Origin of the sequence: Mesorhizobium sp. WSM3626 (assembly GCF_000513935.1) — a bacterium.
Classification (GTDB): Bacteria; Pseudomonadota; Alphaproteobacteria; order Rhizobiales; family Rhizobiaceae; genus Mesorhizobium; species Mesorhizobium salmacidum.
In genome coordinates, this window is the sequence record NZ_AZUY01000019.1 from 40,252 (window position 1) to 63,368 (window position 23,117).

General features: G+C 63.7%; 23 protein-coding genes. 12 read left to right on the forward strand and 11 right to left on the reverse strand.

Annotation, left to right across the window (positions count from 1 at the left end):
- The first annotated feature begins 41 nt into the window (after nt 1–41).
- The gene (locus tag M653_RS0115265; RefSeq protein ID WP_027144132.1) at nt 42–782 is read left to right on the forward strand and encodes an SDR family NAD(P)-dependent oxidoreductase; all 741 of its coding nucleotides are present in this window, start codon (nt 42–44) and stop codon (nt 780–782) included.
- A gap of 256 nt (nt 783–1,038) precedes the next feature.
- Nucleotides 1,039–1,257 (forward strand): hypothetical protein, encoded by a 219-nt coding sequence (locus M653_RS0115270; protein ID WP_015318519.1) that lies wholly within the window; start codon nt 1,039–1,041, stop codon nt 1,255–1,257.
- A 50-nt stretch (nt 1,258–1,307) separates the two neighbouring features.
- Here M653_RS0115270 and M653_RS0115275 read toward each other — a convergent pair whose 3' ends face one another.
- A complete protein-coding gene (locus tag M653_RS0115275; protein ID WP_027144133.1) occupies nt 1,308–1,811 on the reverse strand; it encodes an OsmC family protein in 504 nt (167 codons plus the stop codon).
- 192 nt (nt 1,812–2,003) lie between these two features.
- Here M653_RS0115275 and M653_RS0115280 point away from each other — a divergent pair, with 192 nt between their 5' ends.
- The 3 genes from M653_RS0115280 to M653_RS0115290 all read left to right on the forward strand — a co-directional run bounded on the left by M653_RS0115280 (nt 2,004) and on the right by M653_RS0115290 (nt 5,989).
- A complete protein-coding gene (locus tag M653_RS0115280; RefSeq protein WP_027144134.1) occupies nt 2,004–3,521 on the forward strand; it encodes an alpha/beta hydrolase in 1,518 nt (505 codons plus the stop codon).
- Between the two features lie 182 nt (nt 3,522–3,703).
- The gene (aguA, locus tag M653_RS0115285) at nt 3,704–4,810 is read left to right on the forward strand and encodes an agmatine deiminase (protein WP_027144135.1); all 1,107 of its coding nucleotides are present in this window, start codon (nt 3,704–3,706) and stop codon (nt 4,808–4,810) included.
- 75 nt (nt 4,811–4,885) lie between these two features.
- Complete coding sequence (locus tag M653_RS0115290; RefSeq protein WP_027144136.1) at nt 4,886–5,989, forward strand: polyamine ABC transporter substrate-binding protein; 1,104 nt, start codon at nt 4,886–4,888, stop codon at nt 5,987–5,989.
- Between the two features lie 19 nt (nt 5,990–6,008).
- Here M653_RS0115290 and M653_RS0115295 read toward each other — a convergent pair whose 3' ends face one another.
- The 3 genes from M653_RS0115295 to M653_RS0115305 form a co-directional block, all read right to left on the reverse strand.
- Complete coding sequence (locus M653_RS0115295) at nt 6,009–6,716, reverse strand: LuxR C-terminal-related transcriptional regulator (protein ID WP_032935341.1); 708 nt, start codon at nt 6,714–6,716, stop codon at nt 6,009–6,011.
- Nucleotides 6,717–6,882: 166 nt separating this feature from the next.
- On the reverse strand, nt 6,883–7,731 hold the full coding sequence (locus tag M653_RS0115300; protein WP_027144138.1) for a glutathione S-transferase family protein: 849 nt from the start codon (nt 7,729–7,731) through the stop codon (nt 6,883–6,885).
- Nucleotides 7,732–7,757: 26 nt separating this feature from the next.
- Entirely contained in the window at nt 7,758–8,339 is a 582-nt protein-coding gene (locus tag M653_RS0115305; protein ID WP_027144139.1) for a VOC family protein, read from the reverse strand.
- Between the two features lie 336 nt (nt 8,340–8,675).
- Between M653_RS0115305 and M653_RS0115310 the strand changes: the two genes are divergently transcribed.
- The gene (locus tag M653_RS0115310) at nt 8,676–9,563 is read left to right on the forward strand and encodes a DMT family transporter (RefSeq protein ID WP_027144140.1); all 888 of its coding nucleotides are present in this window, start codon (nt 8,676–8,678) and stop codon (nt 9,561–9,563) included.
- Nucleotides 9,564–9,616: 53 nt separating this feature from the next.
- A complete protein-coding gene (locus M653_RS0115315; protein WP_027144141.1) occupies nt 9,617–10,525 on the forward strand; it encodes a DMT family transporter in 909 nt (302 codons plus the stop codon).
- Nucleotides 10,526–10,731: 206 nt separating this feature from the next.
- Here the strand turns inward: M653_RS0115315 and M653_RS0115320 are convergent, their stop codons facing one another.
- Nucleotides 10,732–11,595 (reverse strand): LysR substrate-binding domain-containing protein, encoded by an 864-nt coding sequence (locus tag M653_RS0115320; RefSeq protein WP_027144142.1) that lies wholly within the window; start codon nt 11,593–11,595, stop codon nt 10,732–10,734.
- A gap of 112 nt (nt 11,596–11,707) precedes the next feature.
- Here M653_RS0115320 and M653_RS0115325 point away from each other — a divergent pair, with 112 nt between their 5' ends.
- From M653_RS0115325 to M653_RS1000000134970, 4 genes are all read left to right on the forward strand, one after another.
- Nucleotides 11,708–12,115: a 4-oxalocrotonate tautomerase family protein gene (locus M653_RS0115325; RefSeq protein WP_027144143.1), complete on the forward strand. Its 408-nt coding sequence runs from the start codon at nt 11,708–11,710 to the stop codon at nt 12,113–12,115.
- Nucleotides 12,116–12,218: 103 nt separating this feature from the next.
- Nucleotides 12,219–14,441, forward strand: a complete 2,223-nt coding sequence (locus tag M653_RS0115330) for an AMP-binding protein (RefSeq protein WP_027144144.1) — start codon at nt 12,219–12,221, stop codon at nt 14,439–14,441.
- Nucleotides 14,442–14,645: 204 nt separating this feature from the next.
- The gene (locus tag M653_RS0115335) at nt 14,646–15,446 is read left to right on the forward strand and encodes an NAD(P)H-binding protein (RefSeq protein ID WP_027144145.1); all 801 of its coding nucleotides are present in this window, start codon (nt 14,646–14,648) and stop codon (nt 15,444–15,446) included.
- A gap of 78 nt (nt 15,447–15,524) precedes the next feature.
- Complete coding sequence (locus M653_RS1000000134970; protein ID WP_051442685.1) at nt 15,525–16,118, forward strand: TetR/AcrR family transcriptional regulator; 594 nt, start codon at nt 15,525–15,527, stop codon at nt 16,116–16,118.
- On the opposite strand, the gene M653_RS0115345 is transcribed toward M653_RS1000000134970, so the two are convergent.
- Together M653_RS0115345 and M653_RS0115350 are read right to left on the reverse strand one after the other, a co-directional pair.
- Nucleotides 16,115–16,933, reverse strand: coding sequence for a phosphatidylcholine/phosphatidylserine synthase (locus M653_RS0115345; RefSeq protein ID WP_027144146.1), 819 nt, complete (start codon nt 16,931–16,933; stop codon nt 16,115–16,117). The two genes, M653_RS1000000134970 and M653_RS0115345, sit on opposite strands and share 4 nt — an antisense overlap.
- Before the next feature lie 2 nt (nt 16,934–16,935).
- Nucleotides 16,936–17,634: a phosphatidylserine decarboxylase gene (locus tag M653_RS0115350; RefSeq protein ID WP_027144147.1), complete on the reverse strand. Its 699-nt coding sequence runs from the start codon at nt 17,632–17,634 to the stop codon at nt 16,936–16,938.
- A 360-nt stretch (nt 17,635–17,994) separates the two neighbouring features.
- Between M653_RS0115350 and M653_RS1000000134445 the strand changes: the two genes are divergently transcribed.
- A complete protein-coding gene (locus tag M653_RS1000000134445) occupies nt 17,995–18,696 on the forward strand; it encodes an SMP-30/gluconolactonase/LRE family protein (RefSeq protein ID WP_245262146.1) in 702 nt (233 codons plus the stop codon).
- 67 nt (nt 18,697–18,763) lie between these two features.
- Here the strand turns inward: M653_RS1000000134445 and M653_RS0115360 are convergent, their stop codons facing one another.
- The 4 genes from M653_RS0115360 to M653_RS0115375 form a co-directional block, all read right to left on the reverse strand.
- Entirely contained in the window at nt 18,764–19,117 is a 354-nt protein-coding gene (locus M653_RS0115360) for a hypothetical protein (RefSeq protein WP_051442686.1), read from the reverse strand.
- A gap of 90 nt (nt 19,118–19,207) precedes the next feature.
- Nucleotides 19,208–21,091 (reverse strand): ABC transporter ATP-binding protein/permease, encoded by a 1,884-nt coding sequence (locus tag M653_RS0115365; RefSeq protein ID WP_027144149.1) that lies wholly within the window; start codon nt 21,089–21,091, stop codon nt 19,208–19,210.
- 25 nt (nt 21,092–21,116) lie between these two features.
- The gene (locus M653_RS0115370; protein WP_156938202.1) at nt 21,117–21,410 is read right to left on the reverse strand and encodes a metalloregulator ArsR/SmtB family transcription factor; all 294 of its coding nucleotides are present in this window, start codon (nt 21,408–21,410) and stop codon (nt 21,117–21,119) included.
- 131 nt (nt 21,411–21,541) lie between these two features.
- The gene (locus M653_RS0115375) at nt 21,542–23,017 is read right to left on the reverse strand and encodes a LysM peptidoglycan-binding domain-containing protein (RefSeq protein WP_027144151.1); all 1,476 of its coding nucleotides are present in this window, start codon (nt 23,015–23,017) and stop codon (nt 21,542–21,544) included.
- Between the last annotated feature and the right edge of the window lie 100 nt (nt 23,018–23,117).

The following is a 23,117-nucleotide window of genomic DNA, read 5'->3' on the forward strand; positions in this document are numbered from 1 at the left end:
GGACCGTCCTTAGCTCCAGCCATATCTGCGGAAGCCATCGCATGACCCTCGACCTTACCGGCCGCGTTGCGGTCGTCACCGGCGCCTCGCGCGGCATCGGTTATTTCATCGCCAGGGAATTGGCGGCCGCCGGTGCGCATGTCATCGCGGTTGCCCGCACGGTCGGCGGGCTGGAAGAACTCGACGACCAGATCAAGGTGGCCGGCGGCCAGGCGACGCTGGTGCCGCTCGATCTCGCCGACATGGCCGGCATCGACCGGCTAGGGAGCGCCATCAACGAGCGCTGGGGCAAGCTCGACATTCTCGTCGCCAATGCCGGCGTGCTCGGCGTCATCTCGCCGATCGGCCATGTCGAGGCAAAGACCTTCGAAAAGGTGATGACCATCAATGTCACCTCGACCTGGCGGCTGATCCGCTCCGTCGACCCGCTGCTGCGGCTTTCGGATGCCGGCCGGGCGATTATCCTTTCTTCCAATGCCGCGCATTCGGCGCGCGCCTTCTGGGCGCCTTACGCGGCATCGAAGGCGGCGGTCGAGACCATGATGCGCTCCTGGGCGCATGAGACGCAAAGCCTGCCGCTGCGTGTCAACGCCGCCGACCCCGGCGCCACCCGCACCGCGATGCGCGCGCAAGCCGTGCCCGGTGAGGATCCCGAGACTTTGCCGCACCCTTCAGAGATCGCCAAACGCATCGTGCCGCTGGCCAGCCCGGATCTCAAAGAGACCGGGCTGATCTTCCAGGCCAAGCACAACCGCTTCGTCGCCTACCGGCAACCGGAATAAACTCGAGCCTTTGACGGTGCCGAAGAGGCGGCCATGATGGGTCATCACGGCCGCACCGTTCTAGATGCCTCGGCGGCTGTTCTATTGCTTTGCGACCGATTGAGTGGCGGCTGCAACACGCCCAGCCCGAAAACCTGCCGAATCATGACGCGGCTGTGATCTAAGGCGGTGGTCATGCTTTCGTCATTTCCGAGGAGTTGTTAGCATCGGACGACTCCCACACCAAGCGCCCTGCTGGGCAGACAAGGAAAACTCCATGGCTACGACCGCAGCATTGGTCTGGTATCTGGTAATCGCCGGCCCGCAGGGCGGCATGGTCGTGCTGCCCAGCACCTTCGACAAGCGCGAACAGTGCACCGCCGCCATCACCGAGTATCAGAAGCAGCCGACACCCGCAGGCTGGTCCGTGCAGTGCGTGCCGAGCGCCTCGCCCTTCACCGACGAAGGCGACGCCGAAGAGCCGGCAGCTCAGTAAGTATCAGGTATCACAAGGCCCGCTGCCATTGCCGCGGGCCTTGTGATTCATCACCGCGCGCTCACCGTCAGTTCCGGCTTCTGGTTGATGGTCTGGAACACCACGCAATAGCGCTCGGTCAGCTTCAGCAGCGAATCGATGCGCTCCTGCGGCTCCTGCGTGTCGAGACTGAAATTGAGCCGGATGGCGCGAAAGCCTACCGGCGCGTCCTTGGCGACGCCAAGTGTGCCGCGAAAATCAAGGTCGCCTTCGGCTTCAACGGTCGCGGCACCGAGCTTGAACTCGAGCGCCGTGGCCACCGCCTTCAGCGTCACCCCGGCGCACGCCACCAGCGCCTCGAGCAGCATGTCGCCGGAACACAGTTCGAGCCCCGAGCCGCCTGTTGCCGGATGAAGGCCGGCGATTGCCAACGCCCTGCCCGTCTCCACCTTGCAGGCCACCGACTGTTCGTCTATCGAGCCCTTTGCCCTCAGCGTGATCAGTGCTTGCGCGGCATCGTCGCGGTAGGCCTGCTTCAGCGGCGCCTGCATGGCCTTGAGTTCGGTTGCGTCCATTTTCGTTCCTCCCGAACGGCTTTCTGCCTTGATAGCACGGTCGTGCAAGACCTGTGAGCCAATCCGAGCAGGACGCCCCAAGCTATCAGGAACTGGTGTCGGCGGGACAGCATGGGGCTCGCCATCCTCTATTCCCTTTGACTTCATTCGCCTCGGCCATACCTATGCGGGTGTCGTTCCCGCGGAGGCCTCATGCGTTCCAAGCTGAAACTCGTCTGCCTTGCCCTCTTCATGCTTGCCGGCTTCGCGCAGCCTCTCCTGGCTGAAACGCCAGAGCGGCCGGCGCCCGCGGGCGGCGTGCTGTCGCTGCTGCCTCCGCCCGCGATCACCGACCATTCGATCAGCATTGGCGGGCGCAGCCTGCAGTACCAGGCAAAGGCCGGCACGCTCCCGCTGCTCTCCGGCAAGGGCGAGGTCACGGCGGAAATCTTCTATGTTGCCTATACGCTGAAACCGCGGGACAGCGTCGCGACGGAAGCACCGCGGCCGATCACCTTCGTGTTCAACGGCGGCCCGGGCGCCGCATCAGCCTATCTGCATCTCGGCGCGCTCGGACCGCGCATCGTGGCGACCGGAGCCGACGGGGAATTCCTCCCTTCGCCGCAAAAGCTCGTCGATAATTCCGACAGCTGGCTCGACATGACCGACCTCGTCTTCGTTGACCCGGTGGGAACCGGCTACAGTCGCGAGGCTCCTGGCCAGGACACGCACGACTTCTGGGGCGTCAGTCAGGACGCCAGTTCGATCGGCGCTTTTATCCGGCTCTATCTCGCCCAAAATGGCCGCACGGGATCCCCGCTGTTCCTCGCCGGTGAGAGCTATGGCGGGTTCCGGGCGGCACTGCTTGCCAGGACGCTGCAGGAAGATATCGGCATCAGCCCGAGCGGCATCGTGCTGATCTCACCGGCGCTGGAATTCACCCTGGTGCAGCCCGACGAATTCGAGCCGCTGCATTGGGCTCTCGAACTACCCTCGCTCGCGGCGGTCCGCCTGCGCAGTGAAGGTGTAAACGGCGATACACTGCGGAAAAAGCTCGCCGAGGTCGAGCATTATGCACTTGGCGAGTACCTCACCGCGCTCACCAGCGGGCTGGAGCAAGGCGGGCGGCTGGCGAGCGATCGCGTGGCCGAGATCACCGGTCTGCCACTCGACCTCGTTCACCGCAACTTCGCCCGCGTCCCGACCTCGCTCTTCGCAAGGGAGTTTGCCCGTGCCACGGGCAAGGTGCTCAGCCCGTATGACGGCATGATCGCGACGGCGGACATCGCGCCCCAGAGCGCCCGCATCGCCGGTCCCGATCCGGTGCTGGACCGCAGTGTGCCGGCGCTGACCTCGGCCTTTGTCGGTTACGCGCGCGACGAGCTGAACTTTCGCACCGATGTCAGCTACCGCTTGCTGAACGGCGATATCAGCCATAACTGGGATTATGGCACGAGCGCCTCACGCCAGGGCTATGCCGGCGTGATGGACGATTTGCAGCGGGCGCGCTCCTTGAATCCCGCGCTGGGCGTCGTCATCGTCAACGGCTACACCGATCTCGTCACTCCTTATCTGGCGTCACGTTATCTGGTCGGCCAGATCCCGGCGCTCGCCGGCGCCAGGCCGATCCGCCTCGACGTCGTTGAAGGTGGGCACATGATGTATCTCAAGCCGGACGGCCGGCGCGCGCTGAAAGAGGCCGCTTCGGAACTTTACCAGGCGACGCAGTAAACGACAGAGACATCGAACTTACGGGCAACCAAGGTCCGGCACCAGTGGTGCTCGCCCCAGCCGAACGCAGGCCAGTGGCTAGCGCAGTGATCAAGGTATCCCAAATGGGACATTGACGGACAAGGCCCTAAAACCGTCTGATCCGGAAAAGTTTGGTCGTCCCATTTTCCGGTAGTCCCACAATGTCACATACGCTCTCGACCACACCGAGACAGGATGGTTTTCGCGCCCCTGGCGAATTCGAACCCAAATCAGGCTGTTGGCTGATCTGGCCGGAACGGCCGGACACATGGCGTCTGGGTGCCAAACCCGCGCAGAAGCTGTTCGCAGACGTCGCCGCCGCGATCGCACAAAGCGAGCCCGTAACCGTGGCGGCATCCAGCCGCCAGTGGCAGAACGCCAGAGCGCGATTGCCTGCCGACGTGCGCGTCGTGGAGATGTCCACCAACGATTCCTGGCTGCGCGACAGCGGCCCCAATTTCGTCGTAAATGATCGAGGCGAAGTGCGCGGCGTCGATTGGATCTTCAATGCCTATGGCGGGTTCGACGGCGGCCTCTACTCGCCATGGGATCTGGACGACCTCGCGGCGCAAAAGGTCCTCGAGGTTGAGAGGATGGACCGCTACCGCGCGCCGCTGGTCGCCGAAGGTGGCGGTTTGCAATGCGATGGCCAGGGAACGCTCATCACGACCGAGCAGTGCCTGCTCAATCGCAATCGTAATGCCCATCTCGGCAAGGCGAAGGTGGAACAGCAGCTTGGCGACTATCTCGGCGTCGACAAAATCATCTGGCTGCCGCGCGGTTTTGCCTTCGACGAGACGGATGGCCATGTCGACGACCTCTGTTGCTTCGTGCGCCCTGGCGTGGTCGCGCTAAGCTGGACCGAAGACCGGGACGACCCGCAATATGAGATCGTGCGCGAAGCCGAGGAGGTGCTGCGTTCGGCCCGTGATGCGCGTGGCCGTGGTCTTGAGGTTCATCGGCTTGCTCACCCCCTGCCGATCGAAATGACGATGGAAGAGAGCGAGAGCGTGGACCGGGTCGATTCGACCTGGGCACGGCCGGCCGGCAACCGGATCGCGGCGAGTTACATCAACTATTATCCAGGCAACAGCGTTGTGGTCGTGCCTGAGTTCGGCTGCGATCTCGATCGGAAGGCAAAGCAACAGCTGGCCACGCTGTTTCCCGACCACAAGGTGGTCGGCATCGAGAACTCCCGCGAAATCCTGCTCGGCGGCGGCAACGTCGCCTGTATCACCTTACCGGTTTACGCGCCGCAACGGCGTTGATCGGCAAGGGTGCCGACAGTGAAATTGGAACGGTGCACACCGCATCGGCCCGCCACCAGCGAAAGAAGGACACCCATGCGCTCTCTGCTCTTCCCAGTCCTGACTGCCGCGCTTGCCTGCGGCATCTGCTTCGGCGTTGCCCGGGCGGACGATGAGAAGGTCGTCAACGTATACAACTGGTCCGACTATATCGCGCCGGACACGGCTGAGAAATTCGAGAAGGAGACAGGTATCAAGGTTCGCTACGATGTCTATGACGGCAACGAGGTCCTTGAAACGAAACTGCTCACCGGCGGCTCGGGATATGACGTGGTCTATCCCTCGGCCTTTCCATTCCTGAAGAACCAGGTGAAGGCTGGCGTTTTCCTGCAGCTCGACAGATCGAAGCTTTCAAACCACTCGAAGATCGATCCGCATGCCTTGTCGCTGATCGCGGGCGCGGATCCGCAGAACCTGCACGCCGTGCCTTACATGGCCGTCACGGACGGCATCGGCTACAATGTTGCTGCCATCAAGCAACGGATGCCGGACGCGCCGACAGATTCCTTCGCCATGGTCTTCGACGCCGACGTCGTCAAGAAATTCTCCGATTGCGGCGTCGCCATGATCGATGCCCCAGCGGAGATCATTCCGATGGCTATGAACTACCTGCACATCGACCCCAGGTCGACCAGTCCGGACGACCTCGCCAAGGTCGAAGAGCTGATGGGCAAGGTGCGGCCCTATATCCGTTACTTCCACTCGTCGAAATACATCAACGATCTGGCGAATGGCGACATCTGTGTCGTGCTGGGCTGGTCGGGCGACATATTGCAGGCCAAGACCCGTGCGGCGGAATCCGCCAAGAAGCTGGAAATTGCCTATTCCATTCCCAGGGAAGGCACGCTGATAAACTTCGACACGATGGCGGTGCCGAAGGATGCGCCGCATCCGGAGAATGCCCAGGCCTGGATCGATTTCAATTTGCGGCCCGATATCGCGGCGGCCAATTCCAGTTATGTTTCCTACGCCAATGCGATCCCGGAATCCCTGCCGCTGATGGATCAGGCTGTCGCCAAGGATCCCGGCGTTTTCCCCCCCGATGACGTAAAAGCCAAGCTGTTCGTGGTCGAGAACAACGACGCAAAGTTGCTGCGACTGCAGAACCGCATGTGGACACGCGTCGTGACGGGGCAGTGAAGCTGGCGAAACGAAACCGTCAGTCGCGCGGGGCCTCCCAGCCGGCGGCCAGCAACTCGACCTGGGAGTGCACACCGAGCTTGCGGTAGACCTGCTTGATGTGGTTGCGCACGGTGCCGGGTGAAATCGACAGGTTTCGCGAAATCGTCTTGGCGCTGCCGCCCTCGATCAGGAGCCGTGCGATCTGCCTTTCCCGGGCGCTGAGGTGCGACCCTGCGGCTTCGATTGCGGCCCCCTTGTCCCGAAGACGGCACAAATGAAGCAGCCTTTGCAGAATAAGCTTTGTGGCGCTGCTCGCCGCGCCGGCCACCGCCAGATCATGCTCGCCAAAACGCGGCGCGCCATCGCGGCGCAGAAAGGTCACATAGCCGGCGGTCAGTCCGTCGAGATTGAACACGCCGGTTATTTCATCGAAGCTGCCGGAAGGCCCGTAGAATTCGCGATAATACGGCGTGCGCTGGAAATCGCCGTGGCTGAGAGCCGACAACGGCAGCAGGAAATCCTGTCTGGTGCTGGCGAACCTCTGGAAGAAAGGATCCTGGCGATAGATGCGCGCATCATAGTCGCGGTTCCAGTGATCGGGTCCGGCCTCGTCGATGGTCAGGGACGTTATGTCGCGACGATAGAAGCCGACATAGGCGCGATCCGAGCCAAGCAGCACGCTTGCCGCCGCGCTGAAGCGGGCCGACAAGTCTTCGGGCGTTGCCGCCAGGGCCGCGGCGGCCACGCCACCGCTCCAGCGTCCAAGCCGGTCGAGAGAAAAATTCGACTGCATGCGCGCCCAGACTAACGCAAGCCCCGCCAACTTCAAGCTGGCGGGGAACCACGACGCCACCGGCGAAATCAGTCCTGCGGCCGCCTCCGCGGATCATCGCCCCATCGACTGGTTGGAATCACGCCTGGGCTTGCGACCTCACATGGGCGATGTAGCCGCGTACGTCGCCGGCCGGGCCGGCATAGGCCTTGCCGAGCTTCTTCTCCATTGCCGCCATGTATTCCTTCGCCCATTTGGGCAGGGCGTAGTCGATGACGGCGAGGAACTCGAGGGTCGCCGCAAGGCGGATGTCGGCGATCGACGGGCTCTTGCCGCCGATGAACGGCTTGCCGTCGCGGAAGAAGGAGTGGAAGACCTCGAGCGGTTCGGCAATGGCGGCGACCGCGGCCTTCTGCGCCTCCGATTTCCTGTCCGGGTGGGCGTCGCTGTGCCCGACCTCGCCGGCATATTGCGGGAAGCCGAGCGCCGGATAGGTGGCGCGCGCCACATAGGGATAGAGCGTGCCGATCAGATAGAACATGGCGCTGTCTATCATCGCCCGCTTGGCTGGCGCCTTGGGGTAGAATTTCTCCAGTCCATGTTTGTTGGAAAGATATTGCATGATGGCGCAGCTCTCCCAAAGCACGCCGCGCGGCAGGCCCTTGTCCTCGATCATCGGCGTCAGATGGGCCGGATTGCGCGCCATGTATTCCGGCGAGCGCGTGTGCCCCCACGCATCGGCCTCCGCATGATCGAGCCCGGCAGCGCGGGCAAAGACGCGAACGGTCATGTTGTTGACGCTCGGCTTCAGCATGCTGATTGTCAGTGTTGGTTTCTTTGCCGGTTTCGCCTTGGCCTTGCCGGCGGCTGACTTTGACGCCGTCTTGGCCGCGGGTTTGGCCGCTGCTTTTGCTGCCGGCTTCGCTGCGGCTTTTGACGCTGGCTTGGCCGCCGGTTTCCTTGCGCTCTTCGTCACTGTCTTTGCCACGTATTCCTCCCTTGCCTGTTCAGCCTTCAATATGGATTTTTGGGTGCCCGGTCGGGCGACAATGTCGCGCGCGAGCGTTCCACCAGCGCCTGGATGGCGTCAGCCAGATGCACTTCGGCGATGTTGTAGTCGCCGCGCGCGACACGAAGCCTATGCGCCTCCATCAGCACGTCGGCATGGGTGAAGCCGGCAGGCGGCTCGAAACGGTAGGAGGCAAGCTCGATCAGCAGGCCGAGCGGATCCTCGAAATAGATCGAATCCATGAAGCCGCGATCCTTGACGCCGCTGTGCTTGATGGCGCGCTCGTCGAGCCGGGCGACCGCCTGCAGGAAGGTGACGCGCGACACCGCAAAGGCGATGTGATGAACGCAGCCCGGGTCGGTCGGGGTGCGGCGCTTCACGGCCGTGCGGGTCTCGTCGGTGAAGATAGTGATCAGCCGGCCGTCGCCCGGATCGAAATAAAGATGGCTTTCGGTCGGCTTGTCGAGGTTGGGCTGCTCGAAGATGAAAGGCATGCCCAGCACACCTTCCCAGAAATCGATCGAGGTCTGGCGGCCGGCACCGACCAGGGTGATGTGATGGACGCCTTGCGACTGCAGTTTCTGCATCGGCCTTCTCCCCAAAATCCGCTCTGTCAGAGGCGGCCCGTCAGGCCGGACCTGCGCATGCTACATCCGGCATGGGCTGAGCGCCAATTCCCTGTCCGTTCCCCGGCGTTCTGCGCGCCTGCCCTTCGGCCCCCGCTTTATGAGACGATGCTAAACCAATCAGCCGTGCCGCGCCAGAAGCGGCATCCGGGACAGGCTGTATTTAGCGCTGCCTTCCCCTGCCCCAAACGCAAGCACTGCGCTGGAGCAGCGCCGTGCGGGATTTCGCCAGTATAGCTGGCAGGTGCGGAGCCGACAGGGGCTGGAGCCGCCTTCACTCAAGCAGGCGCACGCCTTATGGCCGATATCGCCATTCTCGATACACGCGAAAGGGTTCTCGTCGGCATCTTTTTGACTGGCGCCGCCTACTTGCTGTTTTCGACGCAGGATGCCTCGATCAAGCTGCTGGTTACCAGCATGACTGTCTGGCAGATCATATTCTTCCGCAGCATCACCATTCTCGGCGCCTGCGCGGCCATAGGCGGGCGGCAGTTGTTCGCCGATACGGTGCGCTCGCCGATCGTGCGGCCGATGCTGGTTCGCAGTGCCTTCACGCTTGCCGCGTGGCTTTGTTATTACAATGCGGCCCGCAGCCTGCAACTCGCCGAACTGACCACCGTCTATTACGCGGCCCCGATCATCGTCACCGTGCTTTCGGTGGTCCTGCTCGGCGAAAAGGTGCCTGTCCTGCGCTGGCTGGCGGTTCTGATCGGCTTTGCCGGTGTCTTTGTCGCCTGCGATCCCGCCCATCTCGGCCTTTCGGTACCCGTGTTGCTGGTGCTGATGGCTGCCTGCCTGTGGGGCATCGCCATCGTGCTCCTGCGCAAGACGGCACTTGCCGAGCGCTCGATGATCCAGCTGCTCCTCAACAATTTCTATTTCCTGGTGTTTTCGGCGGTGCCGGCTTTGTTGTGGTGGCACATGCCGGACCCGACGCAATTGCTGCTTCTTGCCAGCGTCGGTGCACTCGGCGGCCTGGCGCAATATCTTCTCTTCGAAGGCATGAAGCGCTCGCCGGCATCGATCCTGGCACCACTCGAATACACCTCACTGTTGTGGGCGTTCGCGCTCGGCTTCGCGATCTGGGGCGACGTGCCACGCCGCGAGGTTTTTCTGGGTGCTGCCCTTATCGTCGCCGCCGGCCTGCTGATCGTCGGCGGCGAGCACTTCCGCAAGCGGCTTTGATGTTCATTATTGCTGACGCTACGATGTCAGGGAGAGTGGCGTAGTCTTGCGGCATGACTGATGTGACAGCCACCACCGACATTGTCGCCGAGCGCACGCTGGGCGTCATTCTCGTGTCATCCTCGGCGGCTGTATTCGGGCTGACCGGTGTGCTGACCAAGTCGATCCATGCCGATCCGCTGACGATCACCTGCTGGCGCGGCTTTGTCGGCGCGATCCTGATCAGCCTCTACGTGCTGTGGCGCCGCCACCGTGCCGGCAATCGTGAGCCGCTGCGGCTCGGCTGGCGCGGCTGGCTGCTGGCGGTGGAAGGCGCGCTGGCCAGCATCGCCTTCATTTCGGCTTTCAAGTTCACTTTCGTCGCCAATGTCGCGGTCATCTACGCGACCTCACCCTTCATTGCCGCCGTACTGGCCTGGATGCTGGTGCGCGAGCCGTTCCGCCTGCAGACGATGGTGGCAGCGGCAGTGTCGTTGTGCGGGGTCGCCATCATGGTGTGGTCGGGTTTCGGCACCGGCAACCTGTTCGGCGACGGGCTGGCGCTGCTGATGACGGCCGGCAGCGCGCTTTACATGATCATGGTGCGCGCGTTCCGCGACACGCCGGTGGTGTGGGCCGGCGCGGTCTCGGCCTTCCTGTTGTTCATACTTGGCTGGTTCGTTACCGATCCCCTGGCGGTCTCAGCAAGGGACGCGGTTCTGCTTGCCACATTCGGCGCGTCCTTCGCGCTGGCTTCCATCCTGTGGACGGAAGGCTCGCGGCTTATCCCGGCGCCTGAATCCGGCCTGCTCGGCTCGGCGGAAGTGCCGTTCGCGATCTTGTTTGCATTTCTGTTCCTGGCCGAAATACCGCCGGTGGCCAGCATGGTCGGCGGCGCGATCGTGCTCTGCGCGGTCTTTGCCCACGCCGGCCGCGACTGGCTGATGGCACGCTCCCGGCAAGCGCCGTCAAATATTTCTTAAAAAATGTCGGAAGTCACGGAACCATCACCGTGCTCGGACATTATTGCTGCGACGGGCCACCCCCCAAGTCCCCCCAAACCCCTCGGCCCGTCTCACTCCCAAGCCGACCGCAAGGTCGGCTTTTTCTTTGCAATAGACCCGGCCCGACCGCAAGGTCGGCTTTCCTTTGCGCAGAGGGCTGATGTGGAAATGTGGCCTCGTTGAATTCAACCAGGCGATTCGGAGAGAGCTAGGTTGGCACCCAGCAACGCCGCCAGATCGCTCGCGGACGCATCGGCGCCGGCGCGCAGCCGGATCGCGAACTCAGCCATCGGCACCTGCGGCAGGCCAAGCTCGCGCGGTGCTTCGACAATGCCGGAATGGGCAAAGCGCGATGTTCGCAAGGTCAGCGCCACGCCGGCATTCACCGCGGTACGCAGGCCGGCCAGGCTGGCGCTGCCGGCAGCGATGCGGTAGCGGCGGCCGGCGGCATCGAGCGCGGCGAGTGCCGCCTCGCGAAACCCGCAATAGGGATCAAGCAGCGCCAGCGGCAATTCTTCCTGCCGCGAGGCCAGCCCCTTGCTCGAACACAGCCATATCATCGGCTCACGCAGGACCCCGACCTCGTCCGGTGCCGCCGTCTGGCGCATGACGATCGCCAGATCGAGGCTGCCGGCCTGCAGCGCCTGCGCCAGTTCGAGGGAGCGGCCGACACGCAGTTCGATCCTGACGCGCGGATGGCTGGAGGCGAAGGCACGCAGCAGGTCCGGCAGGCCGCTATCGGCGAAATCCTGTGTCGTGCCGATGGCGACGCGCCCGGCAGCACGTGCGCCTTTCAGCGCCAGCCACGCCTCGCGATGCACAGCGAGAATGCGCCTGGCATGGCCGACGAGGTCCTCGCCTGCCGGGGTCAGACCGCGACCTCTGCCCTGCGGCGCCAGAAGCGGCTCGCCGACAATCTCTTCCAGACGTTGCATCTGGGCCGTTACCGCGGACGGCGAGCGGCCGACATTGGCCGCCGCCTGCGCCAGCGAACCGCTGTCGACGAACGCAAGGAAGGTTCTGAGCAGGTCGGGATCGAGCGTTTCCATAATTCGATATTATCGAATCTTCAGTTGAAAACAATTCGATTTTTTTGATCCTAGAATGATGGCACGGTCTCTCCAACGGCGACCGACGCCGGTCAAACAAAGGAGAAGAAAAATGCCCATCATCAATGTCAGCGTCACCGGCAAGCCAGACGCCACCCTGTCCGCCGAGATCGCCAGGGAAATAACCGAAATCACCGCCGCGCATCTGCGCAAGGACCCGACGATCACCGCAGTGGCCGTATCCTATCTCGATCCGCAGCACTGGTTCGCCGGCGGCAAGTCGCTCGCCGAGCACGGCACCAACACGTTCTGGCTCGACATCAAGGTGGTCGACGGCACCAATACCAAGCTCGAACTGGAAGCGTATCTCAAGGCGATCTTCGACGCCTTTGGCCGCCTGCTGGGCGGCTTGCACCAGGAAAGCTATGCTTTCGTGCACGAGGTTCCGGCAGCCGCCTACGGCTATGGCGGCAAGACGCAGGAGTTCCGTTTCATCAGCGGACGGCTGAAGGCGGCGTGAGGGCGCCCCTTCCGCATTGACCTTGCCCCGACTTCCGCTAGGCTCTGCTCCCGAAGCGGCCGTGCAAGAGCCGCAATGACAAAATCGTTGGGAGAGACGCGGCATGATCCTGACACTGGCGCTGCTTGCGGGTCTGGTTGTGGCCTGGCTGCTGATCGGCGTGATGGAGAAATTCCGCCTCGGCCTGCGCTTCACCCAGGCGCTGCTCTACGTGCCGTTCAAGCTCGCCTACCGGATCAGCGACAATCGCATCAGGCTCGCCCGCAGGGCGCAGGTGCCGGTCATCTATGTCATCTCGCACCAGTCGCGCTTCGAGCCGGCGCTGATGCTGTCGCTACTGCCCGACGACACGCTGCATATACTCGACGAGGTTTCGGCGCGCTCGCCATGGCTCGAGCCCTGGCGCGAACTCGGCCGCACCATTGCCTTCAACGCCGAACATGTCTTCGTCAGCCGCCGGCTGGTACGCGTGCTGAAGGGCAAGGGCCGGCTGGCCGTCTATCTGCCGGACGCGGTCGAGCCCGACGTCAAGACGTTTCGGCTGTTTCGCGCCGTCACCCGCATCGCCATGCAGGCCGACGCCCGCATCGTGCCGATCTTCGTCGCTGGCGCACGCAACCTGCCGGTCTCGCTGACGCCTAAGGACAAGGCACCCCGTCACTGGTTCCCACGGCTGTCGATCAGTGTTCTGGAGCCGATGACGATCGCCGAACTGGTGGCGCGCAATCCGGACCAGGCCTCGAACACCAATGCGCTGTTCGACCGGGTTGCCGAAGCCCGGCTTTTCGGCACCGACCTCGACCGAGGCCTGTTCCTGGCCATGCGCGATGCCGCTGATCGTGTCGGCGCCTCGCACACCATCATCGAAGATGTCATCTCTGGGGCCCTGAGCTACCGCAACATGTTCATCGGCGCCCGAGTTCTGGGCAGACGCTTCGAGGCGGTGACGGCGCCGGGAGAGGCTGTTGGACTGATGCTGCCCAATGCCAACGGTGTCGTATTGTCGTTCGTCGGCCTTCTCTCGGCCAGCCGGGTGGCGGCGATGATCAATTACACGGCCGGGCCGGCAAGCGTCACCGCGGCGGTGCGCACGGCCGTCATCCGCACCGTTGTCTCTTCGCGCGCCTTCGTAGAGAAGGCCGATCTCGCCGATATCGTCGCCGCGGTCGAAAAGGGCGGCGCCAGGCTGCTGTGGCTGGAAGATGTACGCCAAAGCGTCACCGCGCTGGACAAGGTTGCAGCCGCCTTGCTGTGGCGCCTGCCGCTGCAGCGACAGGATGCGGCCAAGCCGGGCGTGATCCTGTTCACCTCGGGTTCGGAAGGCACGCCGAAGGCGGTCGTCCTGTCGCAGAAGAACCTTTTCGCCAATGCCATGCAGGCCGAGGCGCGCATCACCATCTCGCCGGCGGACATCCTGCTCAACGTGCTGCCGGTGTTCCATTCGTTCGGCCTGACGGGCGGCACCATCCTGCCGCTGGTCACAGGGGTGAAGCTGTTCCTCTATCCATCGCCTCTCCACTACAAGATCATCCCCGAGATTGCGCGCAAGGTGAAACCGACCATCATGTTCGGCACCGATACGTTCCTCGCCAACTATGCCCGCACCGCCAAGGACGGAGATTTTTCCAGCCTGCGCTTCGTCGTCGCCGGCGCCGAGGCGGTGAAGCAGGATACCCGCCGCGTCTATCGCGAGCGCTTCCAGGCCGAGATCATCGAAGGTTTCGGGCTGACCGAGGCGGCGCCCGTGGTTGCCGTCAACACCGCGATCCACGGCCGCGACGGCACGGTCGGGCGGCTGCTGCCGGCCATGCGCATGAAGCTGGAGCCGGTCGAAGGCATCGATGATGCCGGCCAGTTGTGGCTCGACGGGCCGAACATGATGATGGGCTACATGACCGCAGACCGACCCGGCGAGCTACAGCCGCTGACCGGCTGGCACGACACCGGCGACATCGTTGCCGTCGACCGCGAAGGCTTCATCACCATTCGCGGCCGCGCCAAGCGCTTCGCCAAGATCGCCGGCGAGATGGTGTCGCTGGGCGCGGTCGAGATGCTGGTGCAGTCGCTTTGGCCGGAAGAACGCCATGCGGCGGTAGCGGTGCCGGACAAGAGGCGCGGCGAGCGCATCGTGCTGGTCACCACCGCAGACGAGGCAAGCGCCGAGGAGCTGCGACAGTTCGGCAAAAAGGCTGGAGCGGCCGAACTGATGGTGCCAAACGACATCGTCAAGGTCGAAGAAATCCCGGTCCTCGGTTCGGGCAAGACCGATTATGTATCGACCAGGAAGCTGGCGATCGACCGGCTGGGGCTTGGGGTGGCGGCTTAGAGCCGTTCAGCGTTTGATACAATCGCTGGATAAACTACTCCTTTCGAGATCGCCCGACCCAGGATTGGGCCGTCGTGCCGCAGCGATTCAGATGGACAAATCTTAGGTGAGAGAGTATTCACTCCCAACGGAAAGAGACGCTGAGCATGCCTGTTTCCAGCCAGCGCGACATGACACCTCCTTTGCACGGCAAGGAGATCCTGAATGGCAAAAATCCTCGTCACCGGCGGCACCGGACATCTCGGACGCGATCTCGTGCCGGCACTAAACGCCTCCGGGCACGCCGTCAGGTTGCTGGCCAGGAAAGCCGGGCTGGACCGCTCCGTGGAATGGGCGCTCGGCGATCTCGCAACGGGCGAAGGCATCGATGAAGCCCTTGGCGGCATCGATACGGTCATCCATGCGGCGACGCTGTCGCCGATCGCCAGGCGCGGTATGCGGCCGATCGATTTCTTCTCCAGTCCGTCGGATGTCGACGTCGAGGGCACGCGGCGGCTGCTTGCCGCATCGCAACGCGCCGATGTCTCGCATTTCATTTTTGTGTCGATCGTCGGCCTCGACTTCAGCACCCTGCCCTATAGCCGCGTGAAGCTGGCCGGCGAGCAGCTCGTGCGGACGTCGCCACTTTCATGGTCGGTCATCCGCGCGACGCCATTCTTTTACCTTCTGGCGCAGATGCTGGCCGGGCTGCGATGGCTGCCGGTCTGGCCGCTGCCGGCCTCGCCATCAAATCCCGTCGATACGCGCGACGTCGCCCGCAGTCTGGCCCAGGCTGTCAGCGATGGGGAACGCGGCGTCCGCCCGCAGATCGGCGGACCCGAGGTGATGCCGTTCTCGACATTCGCTCGACAGTACCGCGATGCGCTCGGGCTACGACGTCTCATTCTGCCGTTGCCAGTCAGTCGAAAGATAAGCCTTGCCCTCGGTTTGGTCGAAACCAGCGAGCGGCTGGGAGAAAGAACATGGACGGCATGGCTTTCCGAGCAGGGTGGAAGCGTGCGGTGAGTGATCCCTGATTTCGCACGGGGATGGCATTGTCGAGCGCTAACCCCCGCCGCCAGGATCGGGTGAACAGGAATAGCCATGAAGCCGTCATCCGCAGGACGCGAGCGCATTCTACGCGAAGCCATCCGCCTGTTCGCCGAGCGCGGCTATGACCGGACCAGCGTTCCCGAAATTCAGGAGGCCGCCGGCCTGTCGCGTGGCTCGGGTGCGCTCTACAAGCACTTTCCCTCGAAGGAAGCGCTGCTTGCCGCGGCTATCGACCGGTTTGTTGGAACGGCACGGGAGGGACGGGCCGAGCTTGGCGAACAGGTGCTTCCTGCCGATCAGGGGGCGCGGCGGATCGTGGAGGGTATGCTGGAAAAACTCGGCGCGAATCGCGACATGCTCAGAATCCTGTGGCGCGATCTCGAGCACTTCCCGGAATTGAAAGCCTCGGCGCGTGGCGAGATCATGCAAAGCACATACCACGCAGTCGCCGAATGGCTGCGGGAGCGCCAGCGCCAAGGCGAACTGCGCCCCCATGACAGCGACGCGGTCGCCGCCGTCATCGTCGGCAGCGTCGCCATGTTCCGCGTCTTCGAAGCGATCTGGACCGAGCGCTCGATCGAGGTCAGCGACGAACGCTTCGCGTCCGCCTGGACCGATTTGCTGATCCGGGGCCTGCGGCCCTAACCTATATCCGAAGGCGGCACCTTCTCGCCTTCCAGCTTGGCGCGCTTGGAGTAGGCGCGCACGGAAAACGGCAGGAAGATCAGGTAGCCCGCGACCGATGCCGTCAGCGTGTACCACGGATAGGTCATCAGCAGGAGGACGTATAGGACGACGGCGAGGATGACCGGCAGCACCCTGTCGCCAGGGATCTTGACGTTCTTGCCGGAATAAACCGGCAACCGGCTGACCAGCAGGAAGGCGACCAGGATGGTGAAGCCGGTGGCGACGAAGGCGGCCGGCCGGCTGGGCTCAACCCCAAGGCGAAGGAAATATAGGTAGAGCGGCAGCATCACCAGCACGGCACCCGCCGGCGCCGGCACACCGACGAAATATTCGGTCTGCCATATCGGGCGCTCGGCCTTCTCGTCGTCGAGCACGTTGAAACGCGCCAGCCGCAACCCACAGGCGATCGCAAACAGCAGTGCCGCTATCCAGCCCGGCGAGCCGGCACGGTCGAGCAGGAAGGCATAGAGCACCAGTGCTGGCGCGACACCGAAATTGACGATGTCGGCCAGCGAATCCATCTGCGCGCCGAATTTGGAGGTCGCCTTCAGCATCCGCGCCAAGCGGCCGTCGATGCCGTCGAGGAAAGCAGCCAGCAGCACCATCACCACCGCCGGCTCGAAACGCCCCTCGAAGCCGAAGCGGATGCCGGACAGGCCGGCGCAGATGGCAAGCACGGTGACCAGGTTGGGTAGCACCATGCGCATCGGGATCTCGCGGATGCGCGGACCGCCGCTGGCATGGGCTTCGAATTTTTTATACTGCGTGCCCACCGTCAGGAAATCCGCACGAGGGGCGTGCCGGCAACGCCGCCGAACTCGGCCAGCACGGTTTCGCCGCCGACCGCCGTCTGGCCAACGGCAACGCGCGGCGTGGCGGTCAAAGGCAGGAATACGTCGACGCGCGAGCCGAAACGGATCAGGCCGAAACGCTCGCCGGTGCCGATCGAAGCGCCGGCCTCGGTCCAGCAGACAATGCGGCGCGCCACCAGGCCGGCGATCTGGACTGCCGCCACCGTGCCGTTGGGGCTCTCGATGAGAAGGCCGTTGCGCTCGTTTTCGGTGCTCGCCTTGTCCAGTTCGGCATTGAGGAACTTTCCGGGCCGATGTTCAATCTTGGTGATGCGGCCGCGAACCGGAGAGCGGTTCACGTGGCAGGAAAAGACATTCATGAACACGGAGATGCGGGTCATCTCGACATTGCCGAGGCCAAGCTCGCGCGGTGGCACGGCCGGCCCGACCGCCGAGATGATGCCATCGGCGGGGCTCACCACCAGGCGGTCGTCGACAGGCGTGACGCGCTCGGGGTCGCGGAAGAAATAGACGCACCAGGCGGTGAGGATCAGGCCGATCCAGAACAGGATCGAGGAGAAATAGCCGAGGAAGAGCGTCGCCGCGCCAAAGGCCGCGATGAAGGGATAACCTTCGCGATGGATCGGTACGAACGCGTTCTTGACCGTGTCGACAAGGCTCATGGGGCGGTCCCTGTTTCAGGTCCGGCCTCAATAGCCGAAACACCCCCTGCCCGCAACGCGACAATGGGCGGCGCGGATGAACCGGCAAGGGCGGGCCGTGTCCGGATGGCCGGATGCTCCGTATCTCGTGAAGTCGAGACCGGCTTGCGGGTTGTCGATATAGCTGACACGACAAGATGCGCCTGTCGTCAGCGACGGCAATTCGGACCCGCCATCATGCGGCGCCAACGATCACGCCGATGGAGCGTTCTTCGTTAGTGAAAAGCATTAAGCCCGCTGTCGGCAAATCGCCTTCTCGCCCGTCCTTGGTGAGAAGCACCTCATCACAGGGCTGATGACGCGCAACGGAGGCTCCTGATCATGCGAATATCATCCGGCAACAAAGCGCATATTGTCATGGAAGGTCTCGCCGTCGGCGAATCGCCGCGTTGGCATGACGGACGCCTTTGGGTCTGCAACTGGGGCACCGGCGAGATCATTGCCGTCGATGCGCACGGCAACAGCGAGGTCATGCTCAGGATTCCGGCTGTCCTGCCCTACTCCATCGACTGGCTGCCGGATGGTCGTCTGCTGGTTGTCTCAGGCCGCGAGGGCCTTCTGTTGCGGCAGGAAGCCGATGGCTCGCTCGTCACTCATGCGGATATGCGCGGCCTGTCGAAAAGCCCGTGGAACGAGATCGTCGTCGATGGGCGGGGCAACATCTATGTCAATGGCGGCGGGCCGGCTCCGGCGGCGGGCCAGCATTTCGGCCCCGGCACCATCGTCTTGGTCACACCGGATGGAAAGGTCAGGCAGGTGGCGGACGCTATCGCCTTCGCCAACGGCATGGCTGTGACCCCTGATAACAAGACGCTGATCATCGCCGAATCCCATGCCAACAGGCTGACCGCTTTCGACCTTGCCTCCGACGGCTCCTTGTCCAACCGATGCATCTGGGCCGATCTCGACGGATATCCCGACGGCATCTGCCTCGATGCCGAAGGGGCGGCCTGGTATGCCGACGTTCCCAACAAGCACTGCGTGCGGGTGCGCGAGCCCAGTGGCGCGGCTTCGAGCACATGACAAGCGACGCCCGCACCGGCCAGGTGCTCGGCATCGAAGCGCCGGCACCGGGCGTGGGCTGGCCCGGCTAGAGTCCCGGCACGCGCTGATAGTTGGCGATATCAGCCCGAACTCCGAGCCGGGCGATCGTCTCCTGCGGGTTGAAGGCTATGCGCTCATGCGCCGCCTTGACGATCGGCACCACTTTGTCGACGGCAGCCTGGCTTTCCCATTCGACGATGGTGACGAGGTTGAACTCGCCCGGTCCGGAGAATTGCTCGAGCAGGAAGTCCTGGACGAAGCCTTGCTGCAGACGCAGCAACTCATGCGTCATCTTCACCTTTGTGAGGATCTCGTCGCGGGCATTGGCGGGTACGACGAACTTGTCCACCCTGAACACGCTGCCGCCATTAACGTTTTGATTCGTAAAGCTGATATCCATTTGATTGCGTCCTCGAGGATGCTGTTTTTCGGCTCTCGGGCGACGGTCTACAATCTCAACTTAGGTTGAGGTCAAGTGGCTTTTTGTGAGCTACGACATCTCCGACGTGCGCCTGCGCACGACGACACCCAGTTCGTCGCTTTCGCGGGCAATGCGCAGCCGCTCCTCGGCTTCGGTCGCCTCGCGCTGGCGGTCCCACATCGAGGCGTAGAGGCCGTGCTTTCGCATCAGCTCGACATGGGTGCCGCGCTCGGCGATCTGGCCATCCTTGAGCACGATGATCTCGTCGGCTGAAATCACCGTCGACAGGCGGTGGGCGATGACGATGGTGGTGCGGCCCTTGCTGACCAGGTCGAGCGCGGCCTGGATCTCCTGCTCGGTGTGGCTGTCGAGCGCCGAAGTGGCTTCGTCGAGCATCAGGATCGGCGGCGCCTTCAGGATGGTGCGGGCGATCGCCACACGTTGCTTCTCGCCACCGGAAAGCTTCAGCCCGCGCTCGCCGACCATCGACTTGTAGCCGTCGGGCAGCTTCTCGATGAACGGTCCGATCTGGGCGAGTTCGGCGGCCTTGCGCACCTCCTCCTCGCCGGCGCTGACACGGCCATAGCGGATGTTATAGGCGATGGTGTCGTTGAACAGCACCGTGTCCTGCGGCACCATGCCGAGCACCGCGCGCAGGCTGTCCTGCGTCACGTCCTTGATATCCTGGCCGTCGATCAACACCTGGCCACCCTGTACGTCATAGAAGCGGAACAGCAGCCGCGAGATGGTCGACTTGCCCGCGCCCGACGGCCCGACAATGGCAACCGTCTTGCCGGCCGGCACTTCGAAGGAGACGCCTTTCAGGATCTTGCGGTTCGGATCATAGGAAAAGTGGACGTCGCGGAACTCGACCTTGCCGGCGCTGACGGCCAGCGGCTTGGCGTTGGGCCTGTCGACGATCTCCTGCGGCACGTCGAGCAGGTCGAACATGTGCTCGATGTCGGTCAACCCTTGCCGGATCTCGCGGTAGATGAAGCCGATGAAGTTGAGCGGCACGGACAGCTGCACCAGCATTGCATTGATGAACACGAAATCGCCGACGCTCTGGGTGCCGGCCTGCACCTCCAGCGCCGACATGCACATGACGACGACCGTGCCGACGCCGAAGATGAAGCCCTGGCCAAAGTTCAGCCAGCCGAGCGAGGTCCAGGTCTTGGTGGCGGCGATTTCGTAACGCGCCATCGAGCGGTCGAAGCGCTCGGCCTCCATGCGCTCATTGGTGAAATACTTGACCGTCTCGAAATTGAGCAGCGAGTCGATCGCCTTGGTGTTGGCGTCGGTGTCGCTGTCGTTCATGTCGCGGCGGATCGAGATGCGCCAGTCGCTCGCCTTGACGGTGAACCAGACGTAGACGCAGACGGTGATCGCCACGACGGCCACATATTTCCAGCCATAGGTGAAACCGAATATGCCGGCGGTCAGCGCGAATTCGAGGATCGTCGGCGCCGTGTTCAGCATGATGAAGCGCACGATCGTCTCAATGCCCTTGGTGCCGCGCTCGATGATGCGCGACAGGCCCCCGGTGCGGCGTTCGAGATGGAAGCGCAACGACAGCTGATGCATGTGCACGAAGGTGCGGAAGGCAAGCTGGCGCACCGCATGCTGGCCGACACGGGCAAACAGCGCATCGCGCAGTTGGTTGAAGCCGAGTTGGACGAGCCTCAGCACATTATAGGCAACGACCAGCATCACCGGGGCAAGCATGAACGACGGCAGCGGCGGGGGTGTTTTGAAGCCGCCCGCCAGCGCATCGGTTGCCCATTTGAAGAAATAGGGACCGGCGACCAGCGTCACCTTGGCCACGACCAGCAGCAGCGTCGCCCAGGTCACCCGTGCTCTGAGGTCGGCGCGGTCGGCCGGCCACATATAGGGCCAGAGGTTGCGCAACGTCGCGAGTGTCGAGGTGTCGGCGGAGACGGTTTTTTCGGCCACTTTTCTTGCCTTTTGGGTGAGAGGGTCAGCGGCCGGAGCAGCAGGAATTGATGAGCGCGCCGAGCGATTCCGATACATCGGCAAGTGCCGCGCGATCGACAGCATAGCGCGATCGCTGACGGTCGGGCTCGAACCGGACCAGGCCGGCCTCGACCAATATTTTCAAATGCTGTGAGATGGTCGACTGCGCCAGATCGAAATGATCGACGACCTCACGGCAGCAGCAGGAATTGCTGGCGGACAGATGCTTCAGTATCTCGATCCGGGCCGGATGCGAAAGCGCTGCGAACCGGGCCGCGACAGCGCGACTGTCCGGCATGCGGCCGGACGGTGCCGAGACGGCGTGGTCTGGTATGGGGAAGCACTCTGTCATCGTTCATCGGCGATAGACGATGACCGATGACAGGGCAAGCTAGGCCGATGGGTAGATCGCCGGAATTGCCGGTCTCCCTACTCCGTCTTCGTCGCGGTGGTCGCCTGTTCACCCATCGCCTTGAAGTCGGCGGCTTCGCCTTCCTTCGACTTTTCCGGGACTTTGAACACCTGCCCCGGCCAGATGCGGTTCGGATTCCTAATCTGGTCCTGGTTGGCGAGGTATATGGTGGAGTAGCGCGTGCCGTGACCATAGATCCGCCGTGAAATCCGCCACAGTGTATCGTTGCGACGGATGATGACCGCGCCATCGGCATGTTCGAGCTTGGGCGACACGATTTCGGGCACGTCGCTTGGCGGCGTGGCTGCCGCGACGACGGCCGGAGCCTCGGTGGCCGGTGCGGTCTCCGCTGGAGCAGCGGCGGCAACAGCAGGCGCCGGAGCGGCTGGTGCTTCCGCAGCAGGTGCAGCGGGCTTGGTCGCGGCGGGGGCAACAGCGGCGACCGCCTCGCCCGGCTCGCGCTCGAAGGGCACGGCGGCGCGAGCCACCACCTTCACGCCATCGGCATCGAGGCCATCCACATGAATGGTATAATTGCCGACCGGAATGTCGCGCGTCGCCTCGACCAGGAAATGGCCGTCCGACGAGGTCTGTGCGTCGCCGAGCAGAATGTCGTTGGCGTAGGCGCGCACCTTGCGGCCCGGATCGGCGAGACCGGCGACAAAGATCTTGTTGCCTTCGATCTCGACCGCCTCGACGACGATCTTGGGTTCGGCCACAGCCGCCGCGGGCGCGGCCGGCGCCGCCGGATCGGGTTTTGCTTCAACCACGGCTGGCGCGGTCGCCGCCGGCGCGGCGGTCGCTGGAGCGACCGTCGCGGGCGCTTCAGCAGCCGGAGCGGCGGCCTGGTCGCCGGTTGCCGGCGCAGGCTTTGTCTCGGGCGCCGGGACCGTCAGCAGTTCGGCCGGCTTGCCCGGTTCCTCGACCATGGCCAGCACCTGACCAGCCGCATTCGCGGGTACCGAGACCACAGCGGTCTGCCCCGAGGCGGTCACCACCGTGCCGACCGTCGAACGCAAGGCGATTGTATAATCGCCGGGCTTCAGCGGATCATCGAGCACGATGACAAAGGCACCATTGGGACCAGCCACCGTCGAGCCGATCACCATCGTGCCGTTGAGGATCTCGACCTTCGAGTTGGGCGCCGCGTTGCCGGCAATGACAATCGAGCCGTTGCCCTCGACGCGAACGACGTCGAACGTCGGGGCGATCGGACCCGCCGTCGCGGGCGTCGCAGGCGCCGCCGCATCGGTTGCGGGCGCTGCCGGGGCTGTCGCCTGGGGTGCTGTGGCCGGAGCGGCCGGCACCGCCGGAGCCGGCAGGCGCCCTTCCGTGGCCGGCTTCGGCGTCGCGGGCGGCGTCAAGGCCGCGACTTCCGCCGGCGGCGTTGGATGAAGATACGGGTCGAGCGCGCCCGATACATAGGCGGTTCCCGCGGCCGCGACGGTCCCACCCGCCGCGAACAGGAACGCCTTCAATGGATTGATTGCCATATTTCCCTACCCCTTAGCCACCTAACGCCGGTCTAGCGTGTTTTGCCATGACCGACAAGAAAAAGCCCGGCCTTCTCAGCCCTTGGGGCTTGACCGCGCT